This is a genomic window from Streptomyces sp. NRRL F-5727 (genome assembly GCF_000719555.1).
Taxonomy (GTDB): Bacteria; Actinomycetota; Actinomycetes; order Streptomycetales; family Streptomycetaceae; genus Streptomyces.
Genome location: NZ_JOGX01000010.1, coordinates 90,949 through 114,031 on the forward strand (window position 1 = coordinate 90,949; position 23,083 = coordinate 114,031).

Annotated in this window: 22 protein-coding genes and 1 pseudogene; 10 read left to right on the plus strand and 13 right to left on the minus strand. The window is 74.8% G+C overall.

The genetic code is table 11. The features are described from left to right. Positions 1–424 precede the first annotated feature (424 nt). The 3 genes from crcB (IF73_RS0110520) to crcB (IF73_RS0110530) are packed head-to-tail and all read left to right on the plus strand — an operon-like array spanning position 425 to position 1,553. Positions 425–838: a fluoride efflux transporter CrcB gene (gene crcB, locus IF73_RS0110520; protein ID WP_031005943.1), complete on the plus strand. Its 414-nt coding sequence runs from the start codon at positions 425–427 to the stop codon at positions 836–838. After that, the gene (locus tag IF73_RS0110525) at positions 835–1,203 is read left to right on the plus strand and encodes a DUF190 domain-containing protein (protein WP_031005944.1); all 369 of its coding nucleotides are present in this window, start codon (positions 835–837) and stop codon (positions 1,201–1,203) included. Before crcB (IF73_RS0110520) ends, IF73_RS0110525 begins: the two co-directional genes overlap by 4 nt. Then, entirely contained in the window at positions 1,200–1,553 is a 354-nt protein-coding gene (gene crcB, locus IF73_RS0110530) for a fluoride efflux transporter CrcB (RefSeq protein WP_031005947.1), read from the plus strand. The genes IF73_RS0110525 and crcB (IF73_RS0110530) overlap by 4 nt, the downstream gene beginning before the upstream one ends. A gap of 78 nt (positions 1,554–1,631) precedes the next feature. On the opposite strand, the gene IF73_RS0110535 is transcribed toward crcB (IF73_RS0110530), so the two are convergent. Beyond that, positions 1,632–2,804 carry a winged helix DNA-binding domain-containing protein gene (locus tag IF73_RS0110535; protein ID WP_031005949.1) on the minus strand — a complete coding sequence of 391 codons (1,173 nt, stop codon included), beginning with the start codon at positions 2,802–2,804 and terminating at the stop codon, positions 1,632–1,634. 45 nt (positions 2,805–2,849) lie between these two features. Further along, a complete protein-coding gene (locus IF73_RS0110540; protein ID WP_031005952.1) occupies positions 2,850–4,064 on the minus strand; it encodes a saccharopine dehydrogenase family protein in 1,215 nt (404 codons plus the stop codon). A 126-nt stretch (positions 4,065–4,190) separates the two neighbouring features. On the opposite strand from IF73_RS0110540, the gene IF73_RS0110545 reads away from it, so the two are divergent. The 4 genes from IF73_RS0110545 (at position 4,191) to IF73_RS0110560 (ending at position 8,052) form a co-directional block, all read left to right on the plus strand. Continuing rightward, positions 4,191–4,910, plus strand: coding sequence for a TetR/AcrR family transcriptional regulator (locus IF73_RS0110545; RefSeq protein WP_031005954.1), 720 nt, complete (start codon positions 4,191–4,193; stop codon positions 4,908–4,910). A 151-nt stretch (positions 4,911–5,061) separates the two neighbouring features. Next, positions 5,062–5,913 carry an MBL fold metallo-hydrolase gene (locus IF73_RS0110550; RefSeq protein WP_037878807.1) on the plus strand — a complete coding sequence of 284 codons (852 nt, stop codon included), beginning with the start codon at positions 5,062–5,064 and terminating at the stop codon, positions 5,911–5,913. 394 nt (positions 5,914–6,307) lie between these two features. After that, a complete protein-coding gene (locus IF73_RS0110555; RefSeq protein WP_063833417.1) occupies positions 6,308–7,408 on the plus strand; it encodes a sensor histidine kinase in 1,101 nt (366 codons plus the stop codon). Beyond that, positions 7,405–8,052, plus strand: a complete 648-nt coding sequence (locus IF73_RS0110560) for a response regulator (protein ID WP_031005960.1) — start codon at positions 7,405–7,407, stop codon at positions 8,050–8,052. Before IF73_RS0110555 ends, IF73_RS0110560 begins: the two co-directional genes overlap by 4 nt. 38 nt (positions 8,053–8,090) lie before the next feature. Here IF73_RS0110560 and IF73_RS0110565 read toward each other — a convergent pair whose 3' ends face one another. Then, complete coding sequence (locus IF73_RS0110565; RefSeq protein WP_051716657.1) at positions 8,091–9,026, minus strand: UbiA prenyltransferase family protein; 936 nt, start codon at positions 9,024–9,026, stop codon at positions 8,091–8,093. Between the two features lie 123 nt (positions 9,027–9,149). Beyond that, complete coding sequence (locus IF73_RS0110570) at positions 9,150–10,736, minus strand: MFS transporter (protein WP_031005964.1); 1,587 nt, start codon at positions 10,734–10,736, stop codon at positions 9,150–9,152. A 204-nt stretch (positions 10,737–10,940) separates the two neighbouring features. Between IF73_RS0110570 and IF73_RS42720 the strand changes: the two are divergent. Then, positions 10,941–11,108, plus strand: a pseudogene (locus IF73_RS42720) (ArsR/SmtB family transcription factor); the annotation flags it as partial. A 13-nt stretch (positions 11,109–11,121) separates the two neighbouring features. Here IF73_RS42720 and IF73_RS39455 read toward each other — a convergent pair. From IF73_RS39455 to IF73_RS0110620, 8 genes are all read right to left on the minus strand, one after another. After that, positions 11,122–11,892, minus strand: coding sequence for a 4'-phosphopantetheinyl transferase family protein (locus tag IF73_RS39455; RefSeq protein ID WP_158821971.1), 771 nt, complete (start codon positions 11,890–11,892; stop codon positions 11,122–11,124). Continuing rightward, positions 11,889–12,695 (minus strand): AfsR/SARP family transcriptional regulator, encoded by an 807-nt coding sequence (locus tag IF73_RS0110590; RefSeq protein WP_031005972.1) that lies wholly within the window; start codon positions 12,693–12,695, stop codon positions 11,889–11,891. Before IF73_RS0110590 ends, IF73_RS39455 begins: the two co-directional genes overlap by 4 nt. A 191-nt stretch (positions 12,696–12,886) precedes the next feature. Continuing rightward, on the minus strand, positions 12,887–14,107 hold the full coding sequence (locus IF73_RS0110595; protein ID WP_031005974.1) for a cytochrome P450: 1,221 nt from the start codon (positions 14,105–14,107) through the stop codon (positions 12,887–12,889). Positions 14,108–14,141: 34 nt separating this feature from the next. After that, the gene (locus tag IF73_RS0110600; RefSeq protein WP_031005976.1) at positions 14,142–14,810 is read right to left on the minus strand and encodes an HAD-IA family hydrolase; all 669 of its coding nucleotides are present in this window, start codon (positions 14,808–14,810) and stop codon (positions 14,142–14,144) included. Between the two features lie 59 nt (positions 14,811–14,869). Beyond that, positions 14,870–15,859, minus strand: coding sequence for an AfsA-related hotdog domain-containing protein (locus IF73_RS0110605; RefSeq protein ID WP_051716658.1), 990 nt, complete (start codon positions 15,857–15,859; stop codon positions 14,870–14,872). 101 nt (positions 15,860–15,960) lie between these two features. Further along, complete coding sequence (locus IF73_RS37575) at positions 15,961–17,151, minus strand: beta-ketoacyl synthase N-terminal-like domain-containing protein (RefSeq protein ID WP_037878810.1); 1,191 nt, start codon at positions 17,149–17,151, stop codon at positions 15,961–15,963. Next, complete coding sequence (locus IF73_RS0110615) at positions 17,148–18,386, minus strand: beta-ketoacyl-[acyl-carrier-protein] synthase family protein (RefSeq protein ID WP_051716659.1); 1,239 nt, start codon at positions 18,384–18,386, stop codon at positions 17,148–17,150. The genes IF73_RS37575 and IF73_RS0110615 overlap by 4 nt, the downstream gene beginning before the upstream one ends. After that, positions 18,379–18,651, minus strand: a complete 273-nt coding sequence (locus IF73_RS0110620; RefSeq protein WP_031005983.1) for an acyl carrier protein — start codon at positions 18,649–18,651, stop codon at positions 18,379–18,381. Before IF73_RS0110620 ends, IF73_RS0110615 begins: the two co-directional genes overlap by 8 nt. A 318-nt stretch (positions 18,652–18,969) precedes the next feature. On the opposite strand from IF73_RS0110620, the gene IF73_RS0110625 reads away from it, so the two are divergent. Further along, positions 18,970–20,022, plus strand: coding sequence for a ketoacyl-ACP synthase III family protein (locus IF73_RS0110625; protein WP_031005985.1), 1,053 nt, complete (start codon positions 18,970–18,972; stop codon positions 20,020–20,022). Positions 20,023–20,093: 71 nt separating this feature from the next. After that, entirely contained in the window at positions 20,094–20,798 is a 705-nt protein-coding gene (locus IF73_RS0110630) for an SDR family oxidoreductase (protein ID WP_031005986.1), read from the plus strand. A gap of 198 nt (positions 20,799–20,996) precedes the next feature. On the opposite strand, the gene IF73_RS0110635 is transcribed toward IF73_RS0110630, so the two are convergent. Beyond that, a complete protein-coding gene (locus tag IF73_RS0110635; RefSeq protein ID WP_078868006.1) occupies positions 20,997–23,042 on the minus strand; it encodes a heavy metal translocating P-type ATPase in 2,046 nt (681 codons plus the stop codon). Positions 23,043–23,083: the final 41 nt, after the last annotated feature.

Below are 23,083 nucleotides of genomic sequence, written 5' to 3' on the forward strand. Positions count from 1 at the left end.
TCACCCCCTCGCCGACGAGGTGGACCCGGCACCCGATTCGGCCGCCGGATGGTGGCCGGACCACCGTCCCGCCCCTGACCTGCGCTTCCGCCGCTCCAGCGGGGCCGTCACGGACACGTGAACGGCCCCGGGAGGTGCCCGTTCACCACTCCGTCACCCGGCGACGGTGGTCCGGCCACCACCCCCTGGCCGCCGCCTCCGATGGCCGGTACCCACCCGCCGGCGGCGGGTTCCGGACAGCTCCCGGGCGCGCCACGGGGTGAGCTGACAGACTCCGCGGACGGGCTTTGACCGGTCGCTCTCCGTCGCCGGACCATCGCAGAGCGAGGCGACACGGGCCCCGGTTAATGCCCCAGGCCGGCAGCGCCCGTGGCGCCTCGCACCATGCCGCGTCCACGCCCGCGCGCCCCTCTAACCTGGGGGTATGGGAACGCGTGAGCAGGCACCGGTGGTCGCCGCGGTCGCGGCCGGCGGGGTGCTCGGCGCGTCCGCCCGCTACGCGGCCACCCTCCTCTGGCCCACCGCGCCCGGCACCTTCCCCTGGACGATCCTCCTGGTGAACGCGCTCGGCTGCGCCGCGATCGGCCTGCTGACGGTCTTCGCCACGGAGGCCCCGACCGCACCGCACCCGCTCCTGAGACCCTTCCTCGGCACCGGGTTCTGCGGCGGCTTCACCACCTTCTCGACGTACGCGCTCGACACCCGGGTCCTGTTCGGCGCGGGCAGCCCCGTCGCGGGCGTCCTCTACCTCGGCGGGACCCTGCTCACCGCGCTCGCCGCCGTCGTCGCTGGCGTCGCCGCGGGCCGGGCCCTGTGGGTGCGGAGGGAGACGGCATGACACCGCCGCACACCGGTCCGGCGCTCCGGCTCACGGTCGTCGTCGGCGAGAACGACACCTGGCACCACCGCCCGCTCTCCACCGAGATCGTGCACCGCGCCCACGCGGCCGGACTCGCCGGCGCCTCCGTCTTCCGGGGTGTCGAGGGCTTCGGCGCCTCCTCCCGCATCCACACCGCGCGGATCCTCTCGCTCAGCGAGAACCTGCCGGTGGCGATCCTGATCGTCGACGAGGAGGAGCGGATCCGCGCCTTCCTGCCGGAGCTCGACGAGCTGGTGACGGACGGTCTGGTGGTCCTCGACGCCTGCGAGGTGGTGCGCCGGCCGGGCTCCGCCGGCCCCCCGGAAGGGACACCGGCGGAGTGAACTGGCTGTTCGTGGCCCTCGGCGCCGCCGTGGGCGCGCCGCTGCGCTACCTCACCGACCGGGCCGTGCAGGCCCGCCACGACTCGGTCCTCCCCTGGGGGACCCTCGTCGTGAACGTCGTGGGCTCGTTCGTGCTCGGGCTGCTCACCGGCGTCACCTCGGCGCAGGCACAGCTGCTGCTCGGCACCGGTCTGTGCGGCGCCCTCACCACGTACTCGACCTTCTCGTACGAGACGCTGAAGCTGTACGAGGGCGGCGCGAAGGGGTACGCGGTGCTGAACGTGGCGGTCAGCCTGGCCGCCGGGCTCGGGGCCGTATGGCTCGGAACCGGGGCGGCCGGGCTGTTCTGACCCTCCGTCATCCCGGTCCGTAGGTTGCGGCTCGAAGACAAGGGCCTCCAGGGAACCGGCAAGGGGGGCCGCGCGCCGTCAGCGGGGCAGCACCCGCGTCTCCACCGCGGGCAGGCCCTTCGCCCACCAGTGGTCGTACCGCCCGTACACCCGCGGATCGCGGGCGGCGAGCAGCCGTCCCAGGGACGCCGCCTCGGCCGCGAGGCCGTCCCAGTCGGCGGCCGTCAGCGGGTGGAAGGCGGCCGCCTCGATCCCGCCCTCGACCGGCCGCCAGGCGCCGGCCACGTATCCGTCGACCAGCAGCGTGGGCAGCACGTCGCCGTTGATCCGTATGACGTGCTTGCGGTACGCGGCCGGCACGATCCGGCTCCGGTCCGCGTACGCCAGCAGCGTGCTGTCCCACATCGCCATCAGGCGCGGCGGGGCCGGCGCGTCCCCGTCCGGGCGGACCGCGCCCGGCAGGTCGTACAGCACCGCCCCGGCCGGGCCCGCCAGGAGCTCGGCCGCGCCCTGCCGGACCAGCGCGTCGAGCGCCGCCCGGGCCCGGCCGCGCTGCACCAGGCCGAACTGGGCCAGGTCCGCCGCCGACGCGGGCCCGAAGCCCGCCAGATAGCGGCGGGCCAGCGTCTCCAGGCCCTCGGCCGCCGCCTCCGGCCCCGTCCGCACCGGCTCGGGCCCCGCCGCGACGAAGCCGGGCGAGGCGGTGTACTGCCACGGCGGGCCGCTCGGCACGTGCCACAGCGGCGCGTACTGCCGCAGCAGCCGTCCGGCCGCCGGGGTGAGGCTCCCGCCGCCCCACGACTCCTCGGCCCGGGCCCGCAGTTCGTCGCCGGTGCGGGGCCGGGCCGCGTAGGCGAGGAGCCCGGGCAGCAGCGCGTCCGCGTCCTCCGGGGTGATCCCGGTGTCCGTGAACCGCCGGTCGCGCAGCCGGCTGCCGCGCAGCGTCGGCTCGACCGCCTCCCGGAAGGGCCGGTAGTCGTCGGCGTGGACGAGGTGCAGGGTGATCCGCATCAGGGTCGAGCGGACCAGCCGGAACCCCTCGGCGGCCGCGTCGAGTCCGGCCGGGTCGAAGTCCGCCACCCGGTTCCACAGCGCCACGTACGGCGAGCCGGGCTGCTGCGCCTGGAGCGCCACCGCCCGCCGGACCGCCTCCTCGACGCCGACGCGCTCCCGGGCCAGCAGCGACTGGCGGGCGAGCGTGGCCCGGTTGAGGGCGCGGGCGGTGAGGGCGGGCGGCGCGGTCGCGGTCATGGCTCCGATTGTGGCGCGTGGCACCGACAGTCCCGGTGCGGCGCCCTACTGCTCGCGCAGCCCCCAGGGGGACCCGTACTCCGTGAGGAGGTCCAGGAAGGGGCGCGGGTCGAGGGCCTCGGCGCCGAGCACGCCCGAGCCGGTCCAGACGCCGGTGGCCAGCAGTTCGAGCGCGACGACCGGGTTGACGGCGGTCTGCCAGACGACGGCCTGGGAGCCGTACTCGCGCATCGACCACTCGTTGTCGACGACGTGGTAGAGGTACACCTCGCGCGGCGCCCCGTCCTTCACGCCCTTCACCCAGGTGCCGGCGCAGGTCTTGCCGCGCATCCGGTCGCCGAGCGTGGCCGGGTCGGGCAGGCAGGCCGCGACGACGTCGCGGGGGGAGACCCGGGTGCCGTCCGGGAGCGTCACCGGCTCGGTGCGGTCGAGCCCCACCCGGTGCAGTTCCTTCAGCGTCCGGATGAACTCCTCGCCCAGGCCGTACTTGAAGGTGACGCGGCGGGCGTCGACCCAGCGGGGGATCAGCAGCACCTCCTCGTGCTCCACGTTCACGCACTCCACCGGGCCGATGCCCTCCGGGAAGTCGAAGACCTCCGGTTCGCTGAACGGCGGGGTGGTGAACCAGCCGCGGTCCGCCTCCCACACCACCGGCGGGTTCAGGCACTCCTCGATGGTCGTCCAGATGGAGAACGACGGTGCGAAGTCGTAGCCGTCGACGGTCAGGTTGGCGCCGTCGCGGACCCCGATCTCCTCGACGGAGTCGAAGAGCTCCTCGGCGGCGTAGCGGGCGAAGACGTCCGAGAGGCCCGGCTCCACGCCGAGGCCGACGAGCGCGAGCCGGCCCGCCTTCTCCCACTCCGCGGCCCGCTCGAACTGGGCGTCGCCGAGCTTCACCCCGCACTCCTCGTAGGGGCGCTCCGGGTGCGGCCGGGACAGCGACATCGCCATGTCCAGGTAGTGCGCGCCGGCCGCCAGCGCGGCCTCGAAGAGCGGCAGCACGAAGCGCGGGTCGGTCGCGTTCAGCAGGACGTCGCAGCGCTCGCGCTCCAGGAGGGCGGTGACCGCGGCCTGGTCGGAGGCGTCGATCCGGGCGGCGCTGAACCGGCCGCCGCCCTCGTCGCCGAGCGCGGCGACGGCCGCCTCGGCGCGGGACAGGTCGTAGTCGGCCACCACCATGTGCCCGAGGAAGGAGCGGCGGGCGGCGATCCGGGTGACGGCGGTCCCCACCCCACCGGCACCGACGAGCAGGACGCGCATATCGACAAACCACCTCTCATCGTGATGAAAAGACAGGTCCCGGGAGTGCGCCCATGAAAGCCGTCCGCCCGGAGACGGGTCAACGGCGTTGGCATAACCTGAGAAGAAGAGGGGAGAGGGGCTCCTATGCCTAAGAAAGTGGTGCCAGAGGAGGAGCGGCGCCGTCGAAAGCCGGTCAGGGCGGGAGGTGTCGTCCTCTCCGAGCGGCTCTACATCGAGACAGCCCTGCGCATGCTCCAGGAGCACGGCAGGGAGGGGCTGACCGTGCGCAGGCTCGGCGCGGCCCTCGGCGCCGACCCCAGCAGCCTCTACCGCTACTTCCGCGGCACCGACGACCTCCTGCTCGCCGTCGGCGACGAACTCGCCGGCCGCGCCCTGCGCGGCTGGGCGCCCACCGGGGACTGGCGGACCGATCTGCGCGAGCTCGGCCTGCGCGTCCACGCCGCCTATCTCGCCCACCCGCAGGCGGCGATCCTCACCGCCAGCCGGGTCAGCGGCCGGTCCCACGAGATCGCCGTCGACGAGGCCGTCCTCGGTGTGCTGCGCACCGCCGGGCTCCCCGACGCCGAAGCGGCCCGCGTCTACCACGCCTTCATCGACCAGGCCCTCGCCTTCGCCGCCCTCGACGCGGCGGCCCTCGCGCTCCCGCACACCGCCCGCGCCGCGGACGAGGCCGTCTGGCAGGCCACGTACGCGCGTCTCCCCGCCACCACCCACCCGCACATCGCCGCCACCGCCCCCCGGCTGGTCGCCCGCATGAACACCAGCGCCTACCCGACGGCGCTGGAGATGCTGCTGGACAGTGCGGCGGCGACCCTGGCGCGGACGGCGGGCCCCGCGGAGTGACGGACGTGGGCGAGCCCACGGAAACACGTCTTGTCGATGCAGGGGTCTTCCCACTAACGTCGTTGACGTGTTATCAGACGCGCATGACCCGGGGCGGCGGCCGGACGGAACGCCGAGTGGACACGGCGAGCGGCTCCACCGCCCCTCGCCCGTGCGCTCCCTCGACTTCGGCGAGCACCGTCTGACCTACCTCGCCGACGGCTTCGTCCAGCTCGCGCCGCGGGCCTGGTTCCCTGGCACCACCGGGGAGACCTGGGAGCGGTACGCGGCCCATCTCGACGGCGACGGGCATCTGATGGCGTCCGTGGGCGGCCTGCTGGTGGAGTACCGCGGCCGAGCCCTGCTCATCGACACCGGGTACGGCCGACGGCGGACCGAGTCCGCCGACAGCTACCCGTTCCTCGGCGTCGAGGAGGGCGGCCGGCTGCCCGCGAACCTGGCCGGGTGCGGGGTGGACGTCGAGGCGATCGACACGGTCGCCTTCACCCACCTCCACGAGGACCACGTCGGCTGGGCCTTCAGCCCGGCCGCCGACGGTCCCGGACTCCACTTCCCCCGGGCGCGGTACGTCACCTCCCGGTACGAGTGGGCGCACTGGCGCGGCACCTTCTCGGACGCCCTCGCCCAGGAGCTGCGGGGCAAGGCCGTCGGTGTCGTGGACGGCGAGGAGATCTTCCCGGGCGTCACGGCCTGGGCGACCCCCGGACACACGGACGGGCACACCTCGTACGTGATCACCTCGGGCGACCGCCGGATGCTGGTCCTCGGCGACGCGCTGCACAGCGCCGTGCAGATCGAGCGCCCCGAGTGGCGGGTGCTCGTCGACGCGGGCCGCGACATCGCCGTGGAGACGCGGCTGCGGATCCTGAAGGAGCTGACCCGGCCTGACACGGTGGGGTTCGCGGGACACTTCGCCGACGTCGTCTTCGGACGGGTCGTCACCGACGGCGGCCGGCACCGCTGGGAGCCGCTGGCGACCACCGCCGGCGGGGACTGTTGCTGACGCACACGTCACTCTGAGCGCATCGACGCCTCGCGACCCGCCGCAAGCGGGGCCCCCGGAGTCCTCCGGTGTCCCTTCTCACGTCCGCGGCGGTGAACCGGGAGGTCCCCGGTGGCGTCTCTCCGCGCGGTGGGGCAAGGGGGCCCGGACCGCTTCGGGAGGAGTCCCGTCCGGCCCGGCCGGACGGGCCGCCGTCGTACCCGCAGCACGCCCATGACCTGCGAACTAACGGGGTTGTCCGGGGAGATCGGCGCATGTAACCGTAGGGCTATGCATTCGTGGAGTGACTGACACACATCTATATGATGATCAGTCGACCAACCATGTGTTCGGAGGGCCGCACAGCCTCCCGGGACCATGGCCGGTCGCGGATAGCGCTGAGGGGGAAGCTGTCATGACCGCAATGAGATGTGGCGTCTGCTCGCCAGAAGTCACGAACGCAATCATCGCCGAATACGCCGATCGCCTCCGGGCCGTCGGCAGTGTCCTCGTCTCGGACGAGAACGTCTGGTCGGAGTGCGCGCAGCAGGCCCGGCACATCGTGGCGGAGTGCCAGCGCACCCTCCACGACGACTGCGCGGAGCTGCCCGCCGGACAGGTCGACGCCGAGTTCGCCTCGCTGGAACTCGGCGCCCGGCGCGCCGTCCAGCACATCCCCGCCCGGGAGTCGCTCAGAGCCGCCCGCATCCTGCGGGACGTCGTCCTCGACGCGCTGCCCGGCATGCTCGCCGGACTGAGCCCCGCCGAGGCCCTGCCCCGCGGCCTCGCCGCCGTCCGGGCGCTCACCCACGCCATCGACGCCCGGGTGACCGCGGCCGAGATCGGCTACGACGCCTTCCTCATGCGCGGCACCGACCTGCCCTCCGTCGACCGCGGAACCCGGCTGGCCCGCGAGGTCCACGACCGGATCGGCAGCAACCTCGGCCTCGCCCTGAGGTATCTGGAGCTCCACGAGCTGGAACAGGACCGCCCGGACGACGCCCAGGACCGGATCGACTCCGCGAAGGCCGCCCTCCTGGACACCTTCGGCTTCGTCCGCGAACTCGTCAGCGGCCTCCGGGTGCCGCAGCAGGGCGGAGCGGGGCTGCGCAGCCACCTGATGAACTACGCGGCCGTCACCCGGCCGGCCGGCACCGAGGTCGACATCCAGGTGAGCGGCCCCGTCGACCGGCTGCCCCCGCTCCACCAGGACGAGGTCTTCCTCGTCCTGCGGGAGTGCCTGCGCAACAGCTTCGCCCACTCCGGCGCCGCCGAGGTGCGCGTCCGGGTCACCGTGGACCGCCACGGCCTGGAGGCCCGGGTCACCGACGACGGCAAGGGGATCGGCGCCCCGGCGGCGGCGCTGCTCCGGGGCAACGGCCTGGCGTCCATGCGGGAGCGGATCGCCGCGCTCGGCGGCACCCTGACGCTCAGCGGCCCGCCCGGCCGGGGCACCCGCGTCGTCTTCCGCGTCCCGCTGCGCAGTACCGAGGGCGCGCTGGGGATCAGCGCATGAGCGAGGACGCCCCCGGGGTGGTGCGGATCCTCGCCGCCGACGACCACACGCTGCTGCGCAGCGCGCTCTGCACCATGCTCGCCAAGGAGCCGGACATCGAGGTGGTCGGGCAGGCCGTGGACGGCCCGACCACCGTCCGGCTCGCCACCCGGCTGCAGCCCGACATCGTCCTGCTCGACCTGGAGATGCCGGGCCCCGGCCCGCAGGCCACCCTGCGCCAGCTCCGGGCCGTCGCGCCCGGGGCCCGCGTCGTCGTGCTCACCATGCACGACGACGGGGACCTGGTGCAGACCCTGCTCGCCGACGGCGCCTCCGGCTACCTCCACAAGTCGGCCAGCCGCGACATGCTGCTCTCGGCCATCCACAGCACGGTGGCCGGCGGCACCACCGTCTTCACGCCCCGGAGGCCGGCCGTCCCGCGCCGGACCGCGGACGCCCCGGAGGCGCCCGTCCTCACCTCGCGCGAGCGCGAGGTGCTCCAGTGCGTGGCGCAGGCCATGAGCAACCGTCAGATCGGGCGCCGGCTCGGCATCACCGAGGGGACGGTCAAGCGCCACCTGCGCAACATCTTCGCCAAGCTGGAGGCCACCACCCGGCTCGACGCGGTCAACCGGGCGCTCGCCGCCCGTCTCATCGGCTGGTGAGACGGGCGCACCGGCCGTGAGACGGGCGGGGCCGTCCGTCAGGAGCACCCCACGACCAGCAGGCCCGCGGCGAGCCCGGCGTTGGCCGCGTACTGCGTGACCATGAACGCCTGGTACGGGGCCCGGGCCCGGTCCGGCCGGGGGTGGAGGCAGCGCCACACCACCCAGCCGGAGCCCGCCGCCAGCGGCACCGCGCCCGCGAACACCACCGGGTCGCCCAGGGCGGCGACCGCGAGGCCGGCCGCCCCGAGGACGGGCGCGGCGACCGCCACGAAGCGGCGCGCCGCCCGCTCGCCGCGGACCACGGCGAAGGTGACCCGGCCGGCCAGCGCGTCGCCGCGGACGTCGCTCAGGTCCTTGGAGACGGCGCCGACCGCGCCCATCCACAGGGCGAGCACCCCGCACAGGGCGAGCGGGCCGGCCGCCAGGGACCCGTGGACGGCGACGGCGCCCGCGAGATAGGCGGCGAGGCCCGCCACCGTCACCACGAACGCGCCGGCCCAGGTCCGGCGCTTCGCGGTGAACGGGGGCATCGAGTAGGCCCAGCCGAGCAGCAGCAGGACGGCGACCGGCGCGGCGAGGCCGGGGACCGTGGCCGTGAGCAGCAGCGAGACCACCGCGCTGCCGGCCACCACCAGGGCGCCGGTGCGGGCCGGCAGGTCGCCGCGCGCGATGGGCCGCCGCGAGCCGTTGGCCCGGTCCTCGGCGATGTCCATCACGCCGTTGAGCAGGTACGTGGCCAGCACCGCCAGGTAGAGGGCGGCCGCGCCGGCCAGGACGTCCGGTACCGCCGGGCGGGCGCCGCCCGCGATGGTGGCGCAGAGCGCGCCGAGCAGGAAGCGGGTGAGGAAGACGAGCTGGACGACGGGCCGGGCCTCCGCGACACAGTGACGGGCGACGGTGAACAGACGTCCGGGGAGGGAAACGGCCGGCAGGGCGCCGGCGGATGGGCCGGGGTGGGGGGTGACGGTCACGGGTCGGCTCCAGGGGACGGGGGCATTCGCCGAGAGGCGCCTCTGCCGTACAGAGGCGCCTCGGGGTGCGCGGGTTCCTTTCGGGGGACGCCGGCGCGGGTGGGCGGGGGACCGGCGGCGCGGTCAGCTCGCCGAGGGGGACGCGGACTTGCCGCCCCGCAGCAGGAGGGCGATGACCGCGAGCAGCACCAGGCAGGTCGCGGCGAGCACCCAGAGGACGGTGTGGAAGGAGCCGTCGTACGCCTCGACCAGGAAGTCGACGAAGCCGTCGCGCTCGGACGCGGCGACCGCCTCGGCCGGGCCGCTGATGTTGCCGCCGGCCGCGGTGCCGGCCACCGTGGCCGCGTCTCCGGCGCCCGGGAAGGCGGCGATGCCGTCGCTGGTGCGGCCGGTGAGGAGGGTGGCGAGCAGCGAGCCGTAGACGGCGACCGCGATGGCCTCGCTGCCGAGGCGCAGGGTGTTGAGGAAGCCCGCGGCCATGCCGGCCCGCTCCGGGGCGATCAGGCTCAGGGCCTCGCCGTCGACGAGACCGGCGGCCAGCGCGTACCCGGCGCCGGTGATGAGCATCGGCAGGGCGACCAGCGCGAGGTTCACGTCCGGGGAGAAGAGGGAGAGGCCGGCGACGCCGACCACCAGGCAGACCAGGCTGACGAAGATGATGGTCATCGCGGAGATGCCCTTGGCCACCAGCTTGGCGGCGATCAGCGGGAAGACCAGCATCGGGAAGGTGAGCAGCACCATGATCAGACCGGCCGAGCCGCTGGAGTAGCCGCCGGCCGCGGTGAGGTAGCTGGGCAGGTACGTCAGCATGGTGACGAAGGCGAAGGAGCCGGCCACCGGCACCAGGCACAGGGCGAGGAAGCGGCGGTTGGCGACGGCGCCCAGGTCGAGCATGGGGTGCGGGTGGCGCTTCTCCACGGCGGCGAAGGCGATCAGCGCCACGATCGTGCCGGCGAAGAGGCCGAGCACGCCGGGGCTGGCCCAGCCCCACTGCGAGCCCTGGGCGATGCCGGTGGTGAGCAGCAGCATCGCGACGACGAAGAGGGCGGTGCCGGGGACGTCGACGCGGGCGTCCGGGTTGCGGGTCTCGGTGACGCCCTTGCTCATCGCGGGGATGGCGAGCAGCACCAGGCCGAGGACGACGGCGTGCAGGGCGAAGACCCAGCGCCAGCCGGCGGTCTCGATGAGCAGGCCGGAGAGGGAGGGGCCGAAGGAGACGCCGAGTCCGGCGACGGTGCCGAAGAGGGCGAACGCCCGGCCGCGGGCGGGGCCTTCGAAGACGGTGGAGAGCAGGGCCGCGCCGCAGGCGAAGATCGCCGCGCCGCCGATTCCGGCGAGGGCGCGGGCCGCGTCCAGGACGTAGACGTTGGCGGCGAAGACGCTGACGAGCGAGGCGACCGCGTAGACGGCGGCGCCGATGGTGAAGGCGCGGATGCGGCCGATGATGTCGGCGATCGAGCCCCAGGCGAGGGTCAGGCAGGCGAAGGCCACGTTGAAGGCGTTCACCACCCACTGCAGCGGCACCAGGCTCGCGTCGGTGTCGGCGCCGATGTAGGGCAGGGCCACGCCGGTGCCGGAGATCGAGGTGGGGACGACGAAGATCGCCAGCAGCACCGCGGTGAGGATCAGCGTCTGCCGCTGGGGGGCGGCCTGACCCGGAGCGGGTGAGGCGGTCTCGCCCCCGGCGGGGACGGACTCGGTCTGTGTCATGGGAGGAAACTCCTGTAGTTCCAGCGGCGTTGGGGGAGGTTCGGAATTTTTCGAACCTAGGTTGGCAGAGGCGGAGGTACGATGCAAGTGAAACCTGACAACGGCGGCGGCTTCCGGACGAGACGCCTCCGCCGGCCGGTGGCGGACCCGAGCGAAGGAGCCGAAGCGATGCCCGACGAGGAAGGCCATCCGACCCGGAGCGAGATGGACCTGCTGACGGTCCTGAACGCGCTCTCCGACCCCCTCCGGTACGAGGTGATCCAGACCTTCCTGACGCTCCCGGAGGGAACCGAGCGGACCTGCCTGTCCTTCGGCTTCCCGGTGTCCAAGTCGACGCTCAGCCACCACTTCCGGATCCTGCGCGAGTCCGGCCTGGTGCAGCAGGTCAACCGGGGCAACAGCCGCAAGGCGCACCTGCGCAGGGAGGACCTGGAGGCCCGCTTCCCGGGCCTGCTGGAGCTGCTGGCGGACAACCCGCCGGCCCCTCCGGCCGGGTCGGACCCCGGGCCGGACGCCACAGCACCAGCGCCGTCACGAGCAGCCCGTCCCGGGCGAGCCACCGGCCGCTGACCACCGGGCACCGGCGGCCGCGCCCCGGCGCGGCGACCCGGGCCCGGAAGGTGCCCGCCGCCGCGTCCACCGTGATCAGCGCGTCCGCGAAGCCCAGTTCGCCGAAGACCGGCGAACACGCCTTGTAGACGCACTCCTTGGCGCTGAACAGCAGCCGGTCCCAGCTCACCCCGGGCCGCTCGGCGGCCAGCCGCGCCACCCAGGCCCGCTCCGCGGCCAGCGACACCCGGGGCAGCATCCCCGGGTGCCGCAGCGGCTCGTCCGGTTCGGCGTCCACCCCGAGCGACAGCACCTCGCCGGAGCGGGCGACCGCGGCCGCGTGGTAGCCGCGCGTGTGGGTCATGCTGCCGGTCAGACCGGCGGGCCACAGCGGCGCGCCGCGCGGCCCGCGCGGGACGGCCGCGGGCGGCTCCCCGAGCCGGCGCATGCCCCGGCGGGCACAGTCGCGGACCGCGGCGAAGCGGGCCCGCCGCACCGCCGACATGCCGGCCGCCGCGGCCTCCTCCCCGGGGAGGAGCCGGATCTCCTCGGGCAGCCGGACGCCGTCGAAGGCCGCCACCGGCGCCGGGAACAGTTCCTGGATCACGGCCGCGCCGGGCTTCCGGTCGCCGGCTCCGCGCCGCTGAGCAGCCGGTCCCGCAGCAGCAGGACCTCCCGGGACGGCTCCATCCCGAGCTCCCGCCGCAGCAGGACGCGCAGCTCCTCGTACGCGGCGAGCGCCTCGGCCCGCCGGCCCGAGCCGTGCAGCGCGCTGATCAGCCGCGCGTGCCGCCACTCGTCGAACGGATGGCGCGCGACCAGGGCCCGCAGCTCGTCCACGATCTCCCGGTGCCGGCCGCGCCGCAGGTCCGCCTCCAGGCGGGCCTCCAGCGCCTGCTCCCGCAGCGCCGTCAGCCCGGCGGCCAGCGGCTCCAGGACCGGACCCGGCGGTACGTCGGACAGGACCGGCCCGCGCCACAGCGCGAGGGCGCCGCGTAACTCGCGGGCCGCCTCCTCCACCCGCCCCTCGGCGAGCAGCCGGCCGCCGCGCAGATGCGCCGCCCGGAACAGACCGGCGTCCACACCGCCCGCCGGGGTTTCCAGGAGGTAGCCGTGCGGGCGGCCGGCGAGCCGGGGCCTCAGCTCCTCCTCGACCGGCAGCGAGGCGAACCACTTCCGCAGGTGGTACACGTGCGTCCGGGCCGTCATGACGGCGCTGCCCGGCGGAGCGCCCGCCCACAGCTCGGCGACCAGGTCGTCGAGGCTCACCAGCTCGTCCGCCCGGACGGCGAGGAGCGCGAACACCTTCCGCAGCTTCGGCCCGCGGAGCGTGAACTCCCGGTCGCCCACCGACAGGCGCAGGGCGCCGAGGACGCCGAACCGTACCGTTCCGGTCCCGTTCTCCGTCATGCCCCCGCGCCCCCGAATCCGCTCCGCGCCCGCTCCGAAGCCCTTCCGGAGGCGCCTTCCGACGCTAACGAGACCGCCGGCGGGAACTCCATGCCTCTACCGCCCAGGAGACATCGGGAGTACGTCCAAAGGAACATGCCGGGCGGTGCCCCGGCCAGGCCGGGGCACCGCCCGAGGAAGCGCGCGCGGAGCTACCAGCGCACCGGCAGCGAGACGGGCCGGCGCAGCAGCGCGCCCTCGTCCCACGGCAGCGCGGCCGGGTCGGCGTCGAGGGTCAGCCCCGGGAACTCGCGGACCAGCCGGGTCAGGATCCCGCCGATCTCCAGCCGGGCCAGGGCGGCGCCCAGGCAGTGGTGCATGCCGTAGCCGAACTGGAGGTGCCGCTTGCCCTTGCGGTCCGGGTCGATGACCAGCGGACGCTCGTACACCGACGGGTCCCGGTTGGCGGCGAACGCGTCCGCGTAGACGACGTCGCCCGGCAGGATCGTCCCCTCGCTGGTCACCACCTCGCGGTGCGCGACCCGCGGGAAGGTCGACATGGTGCCCAGCGGGACCAGCCGGATCACCTCCTCGACCAGCTGCGGCACCACGTCCGGGTCCGCCACCGCCCGCTGCCACAGCGAGGGCGCGCTCAGCAGCACCAGGGCCGCCTTCGAGAGCACCGACAGCACGTTCTGGTCGATCGCCACCAGCGCGGCGAAGACCAGCCCGACCAGCTCCTTGTCCTCCAGCGGGGGCTCCGCCTCGTCCCGGGTGGCGAGGAACCGCTCGATCAGCCCGCCGGGCACCACCGGCCGCTTCCCCGTCACCAGGTCGGTGACATAACCGTACGAGGTGAAGAACTCCTCCATCAGGCCCGGCACGTCGTCGTGCAGCGCCTTCTGGATGGTGGGGGAGTGCGGGCGGAAGTACGCCACGTCCTCCTCCGGGATGCCGAGGAAGCGGCAGGTCACCTCGATCGGGATCGGGTCGAGCACCGCCGTGTACAGGTCGGGGCGCTCCTGGGCCCGCAGGTCGGCGAAGCGCCGGGTGACGAGCTCGTCGAGGAACGGGGCCAGCCGGGCCACCGCGTTGGCGCTGTAGTCCGCCGTCACGAACCGCCGCATCCGCGAGTGGTCCGGGCCGTCCAGGTTGATCAGCATCTCGGGCGGCAGCGTGGTCGGGAAGAACGTCGGCCCGCCCTCGACGTTGGTCTCGGCGCGGCCGAAGGTCGAGTCGGTCAGCACCTTGTGCACGTCGGCGTACCGGGTCAGGTGCACCACGTGGTGCCCGCTCGGCAGCTTCACCTGCGGCAGGCCGCCGGCCGAGCGCTCGGGGACCGGGACGTACGGCGGCAGGGGGTCGAGGTGGGGGACGTCGGCGACGGTGACGCCGTCCTCGCGCTCCTCCACCGCTTCCAGCGAGGTGGTCATGTCAGGCTCCTTCGGCCGTCCGGGCGGATGGGGGTCACAGCAGGCCGGACAGGCCGGCCAGGCCCGTCACGGACCGCAGGTCGGCCAGCGTCTGCTCGTCGTCGCGGAACAGCACCGTCTGCCAGCCCTGGGCGCGGGCCGCGACGAGGTTCTCCTCGACGTCGTCGATGAGGAGGCAGTCGGCCGGGGCGACACCGGCGGCCTTCGCGGCGATCTCGAAGATCTCCGCGTCGGGCTTGCGGCAGCCGACGTCCGAGGAGTCGATGAGGACGTCGACCTCGCCGACCGGCGCGATGATCGCCTTCCAGTACGGGCCCCACTCGACGACGTTGTTGGAGAGGACGCCGGTGCGGAAGCCGTTCTCCTGCAGGTGCAGGTAGGCGCGGACCATCACCGGGTTGGCGACCACGCCGTCGAACCACTGCTCGCCGAAGGTCTGCAGCCGGGCCCGGGAGAGGTCGATGCCGGGGTTCTGGGCGGCCAGCACCCGCGCCAGCCGGGTGCCCCACTCGGGCTCGGTGAGCGCGCCGATCTCGACGGGCGCCATGGTGGGCATGCCGAGTTCGTCGGCCACGCCCTTGATGGCGGCCTTGAGCTGGGACGGCGTGATCCCGGTCTTGACCTCGTACGCCTCGTAGATGCGCTCCAGCGGCGGGGACAGGACGCCGCCGAAGTCGAACCAGATCATGGAGGGCTGAGCCATGGAAGTGCCTTTCAGGGGGGAGGGGTTCAGGGAGAGCCGGGGCGGGGCCGGCGGGACGGTCAGGCGAGGGTGAGCGAGACGGACGCGACGGTCTGGCCGTCCTGCTCCGCCCGCATCAGCCAGGAGCCGGCGCCGTGTTCCGGCGCGGCCGCGGCCGACAGCCGTACGGGCCGGTCGAGTTCGGCGAACCGGTCGAAGGAGCCGTCCAGGCGCACCACCCGCGCCGGACCGGCGGCGCCGTCCGCGAGGAGCAGCCCGCACTGCCGGGCCGCCTCGCTGAACACCATCGCCGGGACGTGGTCGTAGGGGTGGTCGTACATGCTGCGGTTGCGGAAGCTGCGGGGGCTGAGCGCGGCCGTCACGGCCCCGTCCGCCGTCCGTACGTCGTCGAGGACGGCGTTCACCGGGTCCAGCCGGCCGACCGCGGCGGGCGCGACCGGCTCGCCGGCCGGCTCGGCGGGCAGCCCGAACGCGGTCGGCACCTCGCCGCCCCGCTGCATGTACCGCAGGTCGTGGTACTGGTCCGTCGGCGTGGACCGGACGTCCATGGTGAGCCGGCCCAGCGGCCGGCCGTCGAGGGCCAGGTCCATCGCGAACTCCAGCCGCCGCAGCCGCCCGCCGCGTTCGTGCCGGCCGGTGACGTCGCCGGCGATGGCCAGCTCGCCCGGCCGGGTGCCGCAGGCCAGTGCCTCCGGGTCGGTGATCTCCAGGGACCACGCCGTCACCATGAAGGTCGTCGCGGCCGGGACGCCCTGGTGGAGATGGGCGGCGCAGGTCACGGACTGCCGGCACGCCTCCAGCACCAGCAGCACGTCATGGTGCTCGCCGCGCCCCACGTGGTCCCGGAAGTAGGCGTGTGACAGCGGCAGTTGGGCGGCGGCCTCGAAGCGCCGCTCGTCCAGGCCGCGTGAACCGGTCAGGAAGACCTCGGACAGCGACCACCGGTGGACCAGGCCGCGCGGCACGGTCTGCTCGTAGCTGAGCGCGGGCCGCTCCTCGGCCTCCGCGGCCTCCCCGCCCTGCGGGTCGAGGAGGGAGCTGCTCTTCACGTCGGAATCTCCAGTCGTTTCGGTGCGAGGGGGCGGACAGTGAGCGGACATCGAGCGGACAGGTGGTGAGGGGACGGGACGGTGAGGGGCCGGGCGGCGGGTCAGCTGTGCGCCGGCCGGGTGACGACGGCCGCGCCGACCGAGCCGTCCTGGCCGACGGCGGTCAGCACGGCGGCCCGCTCGTCGCCGGCGCCGGCCTGCCAGCGGGCGAGCACGGCCGCCAGCCGGAGCGCGCCGGACGCCGCGTGCGTCTCGCCGAGGGCGCCGTCGACGCGCAGCACCCGGGAGGCCGACAGCGGCCCGAACACCTCGCGCAGCGCGCGGAGTTCCACCGCCGCCCAGCCGCGCCGGGCCCCCGCGCCGGGAACGACGAGCGGACGCTCGTCGTCGCCGGTGAGACCGCTGCGCAGCAGCGCCGTACGGACGCACTCCGCGAGCCGCCCCGCCACCCCGAGCGGGCCCTCGGCCACGGGATCGGCGTAACCGGTCTCGCAGGCGAGCAGCCGCCCGAGCGGCTCCCCGCCCCCGGCGTGCCCGTCCGTGCCGCCGCGCGTCCCGTCCCGCAGGACGAGGACCGCGCAGCCCTCGCCGAGCGCGGCCCCGGGCCGGAGCGCGCCGGCGCGGTGCCAGGCCCAGGCGCCCGCGGCGGACGCCTCCTCGACGCCGCCCACGAGCAGCCGGTCGGCGTGCCCGTTGACCAGCGCGTTCCGGGCGTACCGCAGGGCGTGCAGGGAGGCGAGCGCGCCGCCCGACACCGTCGCGTTCAGCCCGGTGAGGCCCAGCCGGATCGCGGTCCGGCCGGCCGCCGAGTTCATCAGCGTGCCCGGGAACGCCGAGGGGTTGACCAGGTACGGCCGTTCCCGCGTGAACGTGTCGCGGAAGAAGTCCGCCTGCGCGGCGGTGCTGCCGACGTCGGTGCCGAGCACGATCCCGGTCCGCTCCCCGGCGTCGGCGGGGGCGGCCGTGGCGGCCGCCAGACAGGCGGCCATCGCCAGCCGGTCGGTGCGGGACAGCCCCCGCAGCCCCTTCCGGCCGAGGACGGCCTCCGCGTCGAAGCCGGTGACGCCGAGGACCGGCAGCGGCGGCCAGGAGCCGTCCGCGTCCGGCGCCGCCCCGGCGCTCGCCACGCCCGGACCGGCGAGGGCGGCCAGACCGGGGCCCGCCGCGCTGAACACGCCGGCGCCGACGATGTCGAGGGGGACGGCCCCGGGGAGCGGCGCCGCGCCGGCCGCCACCGCGGCTGCCGCGCCGGTCGCCGCGTCCGTCGGTCCGGTGACTGCGAGGGTGGTCATGTCCCGGCCTTCCCGAAGAGCACGACGGCGTTGTTGCCGCCGAAGGCGAATCCGTGGTTCTGCACGATCCGGGGGCTCTCGGCCCGGCCGACGCCGGGCACCACGTCCACCGCTCCGAGCTCCGGGTCCACCGTCCGCACCGTCGCGGTCGGCGGCAGGAACCCGTCGTGCAGCGCCGCGCAGGACACCAGGGCCCCGAAGGCGGCGGCCGCGCCCATGGTGTGGCCGAGCATCGACTTGACGGAGGAGATCGGCGGCAGGTCGTCGCCGAACACCTCCCGCACGGCGGTGACCTCGGTGATGTCGTTGGCCCGGGTCCCGGTGCCGTGGGCGCAGATGTAGTCCACGTCGGCGGGCGTGATCCCGGCCCGCTCGTGCGCGGCGCGCACACAGGCGGCGATCGTGCCGGCGTACGGGTTGGTCATGTGCCGGGCGTCGCAGGTCATGCCGTGGCCGAGGACCTCGGCGTAGATCCGGGCGCCGCGGGCGACCGCCCCGTCGAGCGGTTCGAGGACCAGCGCGGCGCCGCCCTCGGCCGTGACGATCCCGTCGCGGTGCTCGTCGAAGGGGCGCGGCACGTCCTCGGCGAGGGCGCCGAGGGCGTGGAAGCCGGCGTGGGTCGCGCGGTTGGAGGCGTCGGCGCCGCCGCAGACGGCCAGGTCGGCCTCGCCGGAGGCGATCAGGTCGAAGGCGTAGCCGACGGCGTAGTTGCCGGCCGCGCACGCGGTGCCGAAGGTCATGGTCTCGCCGGTGAGCCCCAGTTCGGCGGCGGCCGCCCCGGCGATGTTCCCCGGCGAGGTGCGGCCGAGGAGGGCCGGGTCCACGCTGCCGGGCCCCCGGTCGACCGACTGGGCGACGACCCGCTCGACCTCCTGGGACTCGCCGTTGGTCGTGCCGAAGACGCTGACGCCCCGGTGGCCGGCCAGGCTCTCCTCGCCCAGGCCGGCGTCCTCGGCGGCGAACCGGGCGGCGACGGCCGCGAACTGCCCGCTGCGGCCCCAGCGTTCCGGGGCGGTACGCCGCAGATGGGCCCCGGGCCGGAAGCCGCGGACCTCTCCGGCCAGGGTGTGTTCGAAGCCCGTCACGTCGAACTGCTCGGCGGGCCCGATGCCGTGCCGCCCGTACCGGACGGCGTCGACCAGCTCCCGGGCACCGAGCCCGAGGCTGCTCACGGCGCCGAGACCGGTGACGACGACCCGGCGGGAGGAGCGGGACGCGGTGGGCTGACTAGGCACCCACGACCCCCGCGGCGTAGTGCTTGCCCACGAGCTCGTACGCCTCCGGCAGGGTGTCCAGCTCGGCGAGCTCGTCCTTCGGGATCCTGATGTGCAGGTCGCGCTCGAAGCGGGAGATGATCTCGATCACCAGCAGCGAGTCGGCGTCGAAGTCGTTCACGAAGCTGCTGTCCTCGGTGAGGTCGGAGGCGTCCACCTCCAGCACCTCGGCGACGATCTCGCGGATGCCCGCCCGGACGTCCTCGGGAAGCTGAGTGCCGGCCATGTCTTTTCCCCTTCGCACTGGTCGCCGCGGCCGGTCCGCCCCCGCGGGGCATTCCGGCACCACCGGAATTCCGGCGACCCCGGAATTCCGGGGTCCGGCGCTTCGGGTTTCTTCTGCCGTGAGGAATGAAAGTCGCCGTGAACGCCTTCGGGCAAGGTTTCGATAGTGGTAGCGGACTGTGTCTCTAAGGAGGTACGCACCCCTCCCCACCTGCATGGACGCTGATCCGGGAGGGGGATTTACGAGCAACTTCCACGGCGCTTCTATATCGGCCCGGCATACTCCTCCAGCGAATCCCTCAGGAAAGGCGGAGCGGAGATGAAGCTGGCGGAACCGGTCGGTATTTCGGCCGCCGCGCTGTGGCTTCCGCGCGGACGGGACCAGGTCGAGGACGCGGTCGTGGAGGGCCGGCTGACCCGGCGCCACGCACAGGACCTCGGCCACACGGCCGTCCCCGCGGCCCTCGACGAGTCGGCCCCCGACATGGCCGTCTCCGCCGCGTCCGACGTCCTGGACGCGGCCGGGATCGAGCCCAAGGAACTCGACCTGACCTTCCACGCGAGCATGTACTACCAGGGCCACGACCTGTGGTCGCCCGCCCACTACGTCGCCCACCGCATCGGGGCCGAACGCGCCCTGCCCATCGGCATCCAGCAGGTGTGCAACGGCGGCAGCAGCGCCGTCCAGCTCGCCTCGGCCTATCTCACCGCCGCCCGGACCACCGGCTCGCCGCGGTCCCGCCGCGCCCTCGTCACCACCGCCGACCGCTTCGTCGCCCCCGGCTTCGACCGCTGGGCCAGCGACTACGGCGTGGCGTACGGGGACGGCGGCACGGCCCTCGTGCTCACCGCGCCCGCCGCCGACGAGGACCCGCTGCTGCTCCTCTCGGTGGCCAGCACCGCCGCGCCCGAACTGGAGGAGATGCACCGCGGCGCCGACCCCTTCGCGCCGGTCCCGCGCGGCGTCCGCGACCGCGTCGACATGCGCGTCACCAAACGCGCCTACCTGCGGGAGCACGGCAACGAGGGCTTCGTCGCCGCCAATCTGCGCGGCATCCGCACGGTCGTCGGCGAAGCCCTCGTCGACGCCGGCATGCACCCGTACGACCTGCGGCTGCGCTACGCGGTCCTGCCCCGCTTCGGCCGCAAGACCCTGCGCGACTCCTGGCGGGCCGTGCTCGCCGAACACACCTCCGCGGAACCGCTGGAGTACGGCCTGGCCACCGGGCACCTCGGCGCCGGCGACGCCGTCGCCGGCATCGCCGACCTGATGCGCGAGCGGGCGCTCGCGCCGGGGGAGGCGGCGCTGGTCTTCAGCGCGGGCGCCGGCTTCACCTGGTCCTGCCTGGTCGTCCAGGCGCCGGACCGCTGAACCGCCACCCCCGCCTCATCCCACCTCACCTCACCGCACCGCACGTACCAGGAAAGGACGGCCGGACAGCCGTGTCACGATCAGTGTTCATCACCGGAGCCAACCGGGGCATCGGACTCGCGGTGGCCCGCATGATGGCCGCCGACGGCGACCGGGTGGCCGTCGGCCACCGCGGCGGCGACGTCCCCGAGGGCTTCCTCGGGGTGCGCTGCGAGGTCACCGACCAGAGCTCCGTCGACGAGGCGTTCGAGACGGTCGCCCGCGAGCAGGGCCCCGTCGAGGTGCTCGTCGCCAACGCCGGCATCACCCGTGACACGCTGCTGCTGCGCATGGACGACGACACCTTCGACGAGGTGCTCGACACGAACCTGCGGGGCGTGTTCCGTACGGTGCGGGCGGCGGCCTCGGTGATGCTGGCCGAGCGGCGCGGCCGGATCGTGCTCCTCTCCTCCGCGCTCGGCTTCCTCGGCTCGCCCGGCCAGACCAACTACGCGGCCACCAAGACCGCCCTGCTCGGCTTCGCCCGCTCGCTGGCCTGGGAGCTCGGCCCCCGGGGCATCACGGTCAACCTGGTGGCGCCCGGCATCATCGAGACGGACATGACGAAGGACCTCAGCGACCGGCGCATGCGGGACACCATGCGGATGACCCCGGTCGGCCGCCCCGGCACCGACCGCGAGGTCGCCGCCGCCGTCCGCTTCCTCGCCTCCGAGGACGCCGGCTACATCACCGGGGCGGTGCTCCCGGTGGGCGGCGGCATCGGCATGGGCATCTGACCCGACTGTCCTCCGCACCCCCCAACTCCCGGCCAGAGCAAGTGTGTCGGGGGGCGTACTCACGAACTCCCGGTCCGCGCAGGCGTACCAGGGGCTCGTTCCTTCGAACTCCCGGTCCGGGCGGCCTTACCGGGGGTCGGCGTCCGCCGTCCCCCGGGTCGGTGCCCACCCGTGCCCGCTCGGACCGGGCGCCCGCCGTCAGCGTGCCGCGGGGCGCGGCCAGGCCGCCGACCGCAGCAGGCGGAGGCCGTTGAGGCCGACGAGGACCGTGGAGCCCTCGTGACCGGCGACGCCGAGCGGCAGCGGGAGCGTGCCGATCAGGTCCCAGGCGACCAGCACGGCGATGAAGACGCCCGCGATCACCAGGTTCTGCACGACCAGCCGGTGCGCGGTGCGGGAGAGCGCGACGACCGCGGGGACGGCGGCCAGTTCGTCGCGTACGACCACCGCGTCGGCCGTCTCCAGGGCGAGGTCGGAACCGGCCCGGCCCATCGCGACCCCGCAGTGCGCGGCGGCCAGCGCCGGCGCGTCGTTGACCCCGTCGCCGACGACCAGCACCCGGCGCCCCTCCGCCTCCCAGGCCCGTACGGCCGCCACCTTCTCCTCGGGCAGCAGCCCGGCGCGTACGTCGGTGATGCCGACGCGCTCGGCCACCTGCCGCGCGGCCCGCTCGTTGTCGCCGGTCAACAGGGCCGGGGCGCGGCCCGTCAGCCGGGTGAGGGCGGCGACGGTCGCGGCGGCGTCGGGGCGGAGCCGGTCGGCGACGCCGAGGACGCCCACGGGCTCCCCGTCGCGCAGCACGGCCACCGCCGTCCGCCCCGCCTCCTCCAACTCCCGCACCACGCGCGCGTGCTCACCGCCGGCACCCCCGGTGAGCAGCCTCGCCGGGGAGCCGACCTCGATCCGTCGGCCCTCGACGGTGGCGGTGACGCCCCGCCCGGGCGCGGCGGTGAAGCCCTCCGCGGCGGCCAGGGCGAGACCGCGCTCCCGCGCCGCGCCGACGACGGCCCGGGCCAGCGGGTGCTCGCTCTCGTGCTCGGCCGAGGCGGTGAGCCGGAGCAGGGCGTCGGCGTCGAGGCCGGCGCCGGCCAGCGGGCGCACGTCGGTGAGGCGCGGTGTGCCCTCGGTGAGGGTGCCCGTCTTGTCGAGGGCCACGGCGTCGACCTGTCCGAGGCGCTCCATGACGACGGCGGACTTGGCGAGGACGCCGTGCCGGCCGGCGTTGGCGATGGCGGAGAGCAGCGGCGGCATGGTGGAGAGCACCACCGCGCACGGCGAGGCGACGATCATGAAGGTCATCGCGCGGAGGAGGGCGGAGGTCAGGTCGTCGCCGAAGGCGAGCGGGACGCCGAAGACGGCGAGGGTCGCGAGGACCATCGACACCGAGTACCGCTGCTCGACCTTCTCGATGAACAGCTGGGTCGGCGCCTTGGTCCGGGACGCCTCCTCGACCATCCGCACGATCCGGGCGATCACCGAGTCCGAGGGGTCGCGCCCGACCCGTACGCGCAGGGCGCCGGTGCCGTTGACGGTCCCGGCGAACACCTCGTCGCCCGCCTCCTTGACCACCGGCAGCGGCTCGCCGGTGATCGTGGCCTGGTCGACCTCGCTCGCCCCGCCGACGACCCGCCCGTCCGCGCCGATCCGCTCCCCGGGCCGGACGAGGACGGTGTCGCCGACCGCGAGCGCCTCCGCCTCGACGGTCTCCTCGGAGCCGTCGGGGAGCAGCCGGGTCGCGGTGGCGGGCGCGAGGTCGAGCAGTCCGCGCACCGAGTCCGCGGTCCGGGCGGTCGCGACCGCCTCCAGGGCGCCGGAGGTCGCGAAGATGACGATGAGCAGCGCGCCGTCGAGGACCTGGCCGAGCGCGGCGGCGCCGAGCGCGGCGACGACCATCAGCAGGTCCACGTCGAGGGTCCGCTCCCGGAGCGCCTTCAGCCCCTCCCAGCCGGGCTCCCAGCCGCCGGTGGCGTAGGCGGCGGCGAAGAGCGTCCCCCACAGCCACGCGGGACCGTCCAGGAGGTAGGGGGTGAGGGCGAGGAGGAAGAGCGCGAGCGAGGCCAGCGCCCAGCGCACCTCGGGAAGCGCGAGGGCACGGGTGCGGGTGCGGGAGGGCGGCGCGGCGTCGGGGCGCGCGGGCCGCCGGGCGTCCGGGTGTGGCGCGTCCCGGTCGCCCCGCGGCCCGCGCGGGTCGCGGGGGTCGCTCGGGTCGCGACGCTGGTCGCGCTGGTCCAGGGAAGAAGGCATGGCGGAGCGACCCTTCGCGGGCAGGCGGCATCGACCCCCTC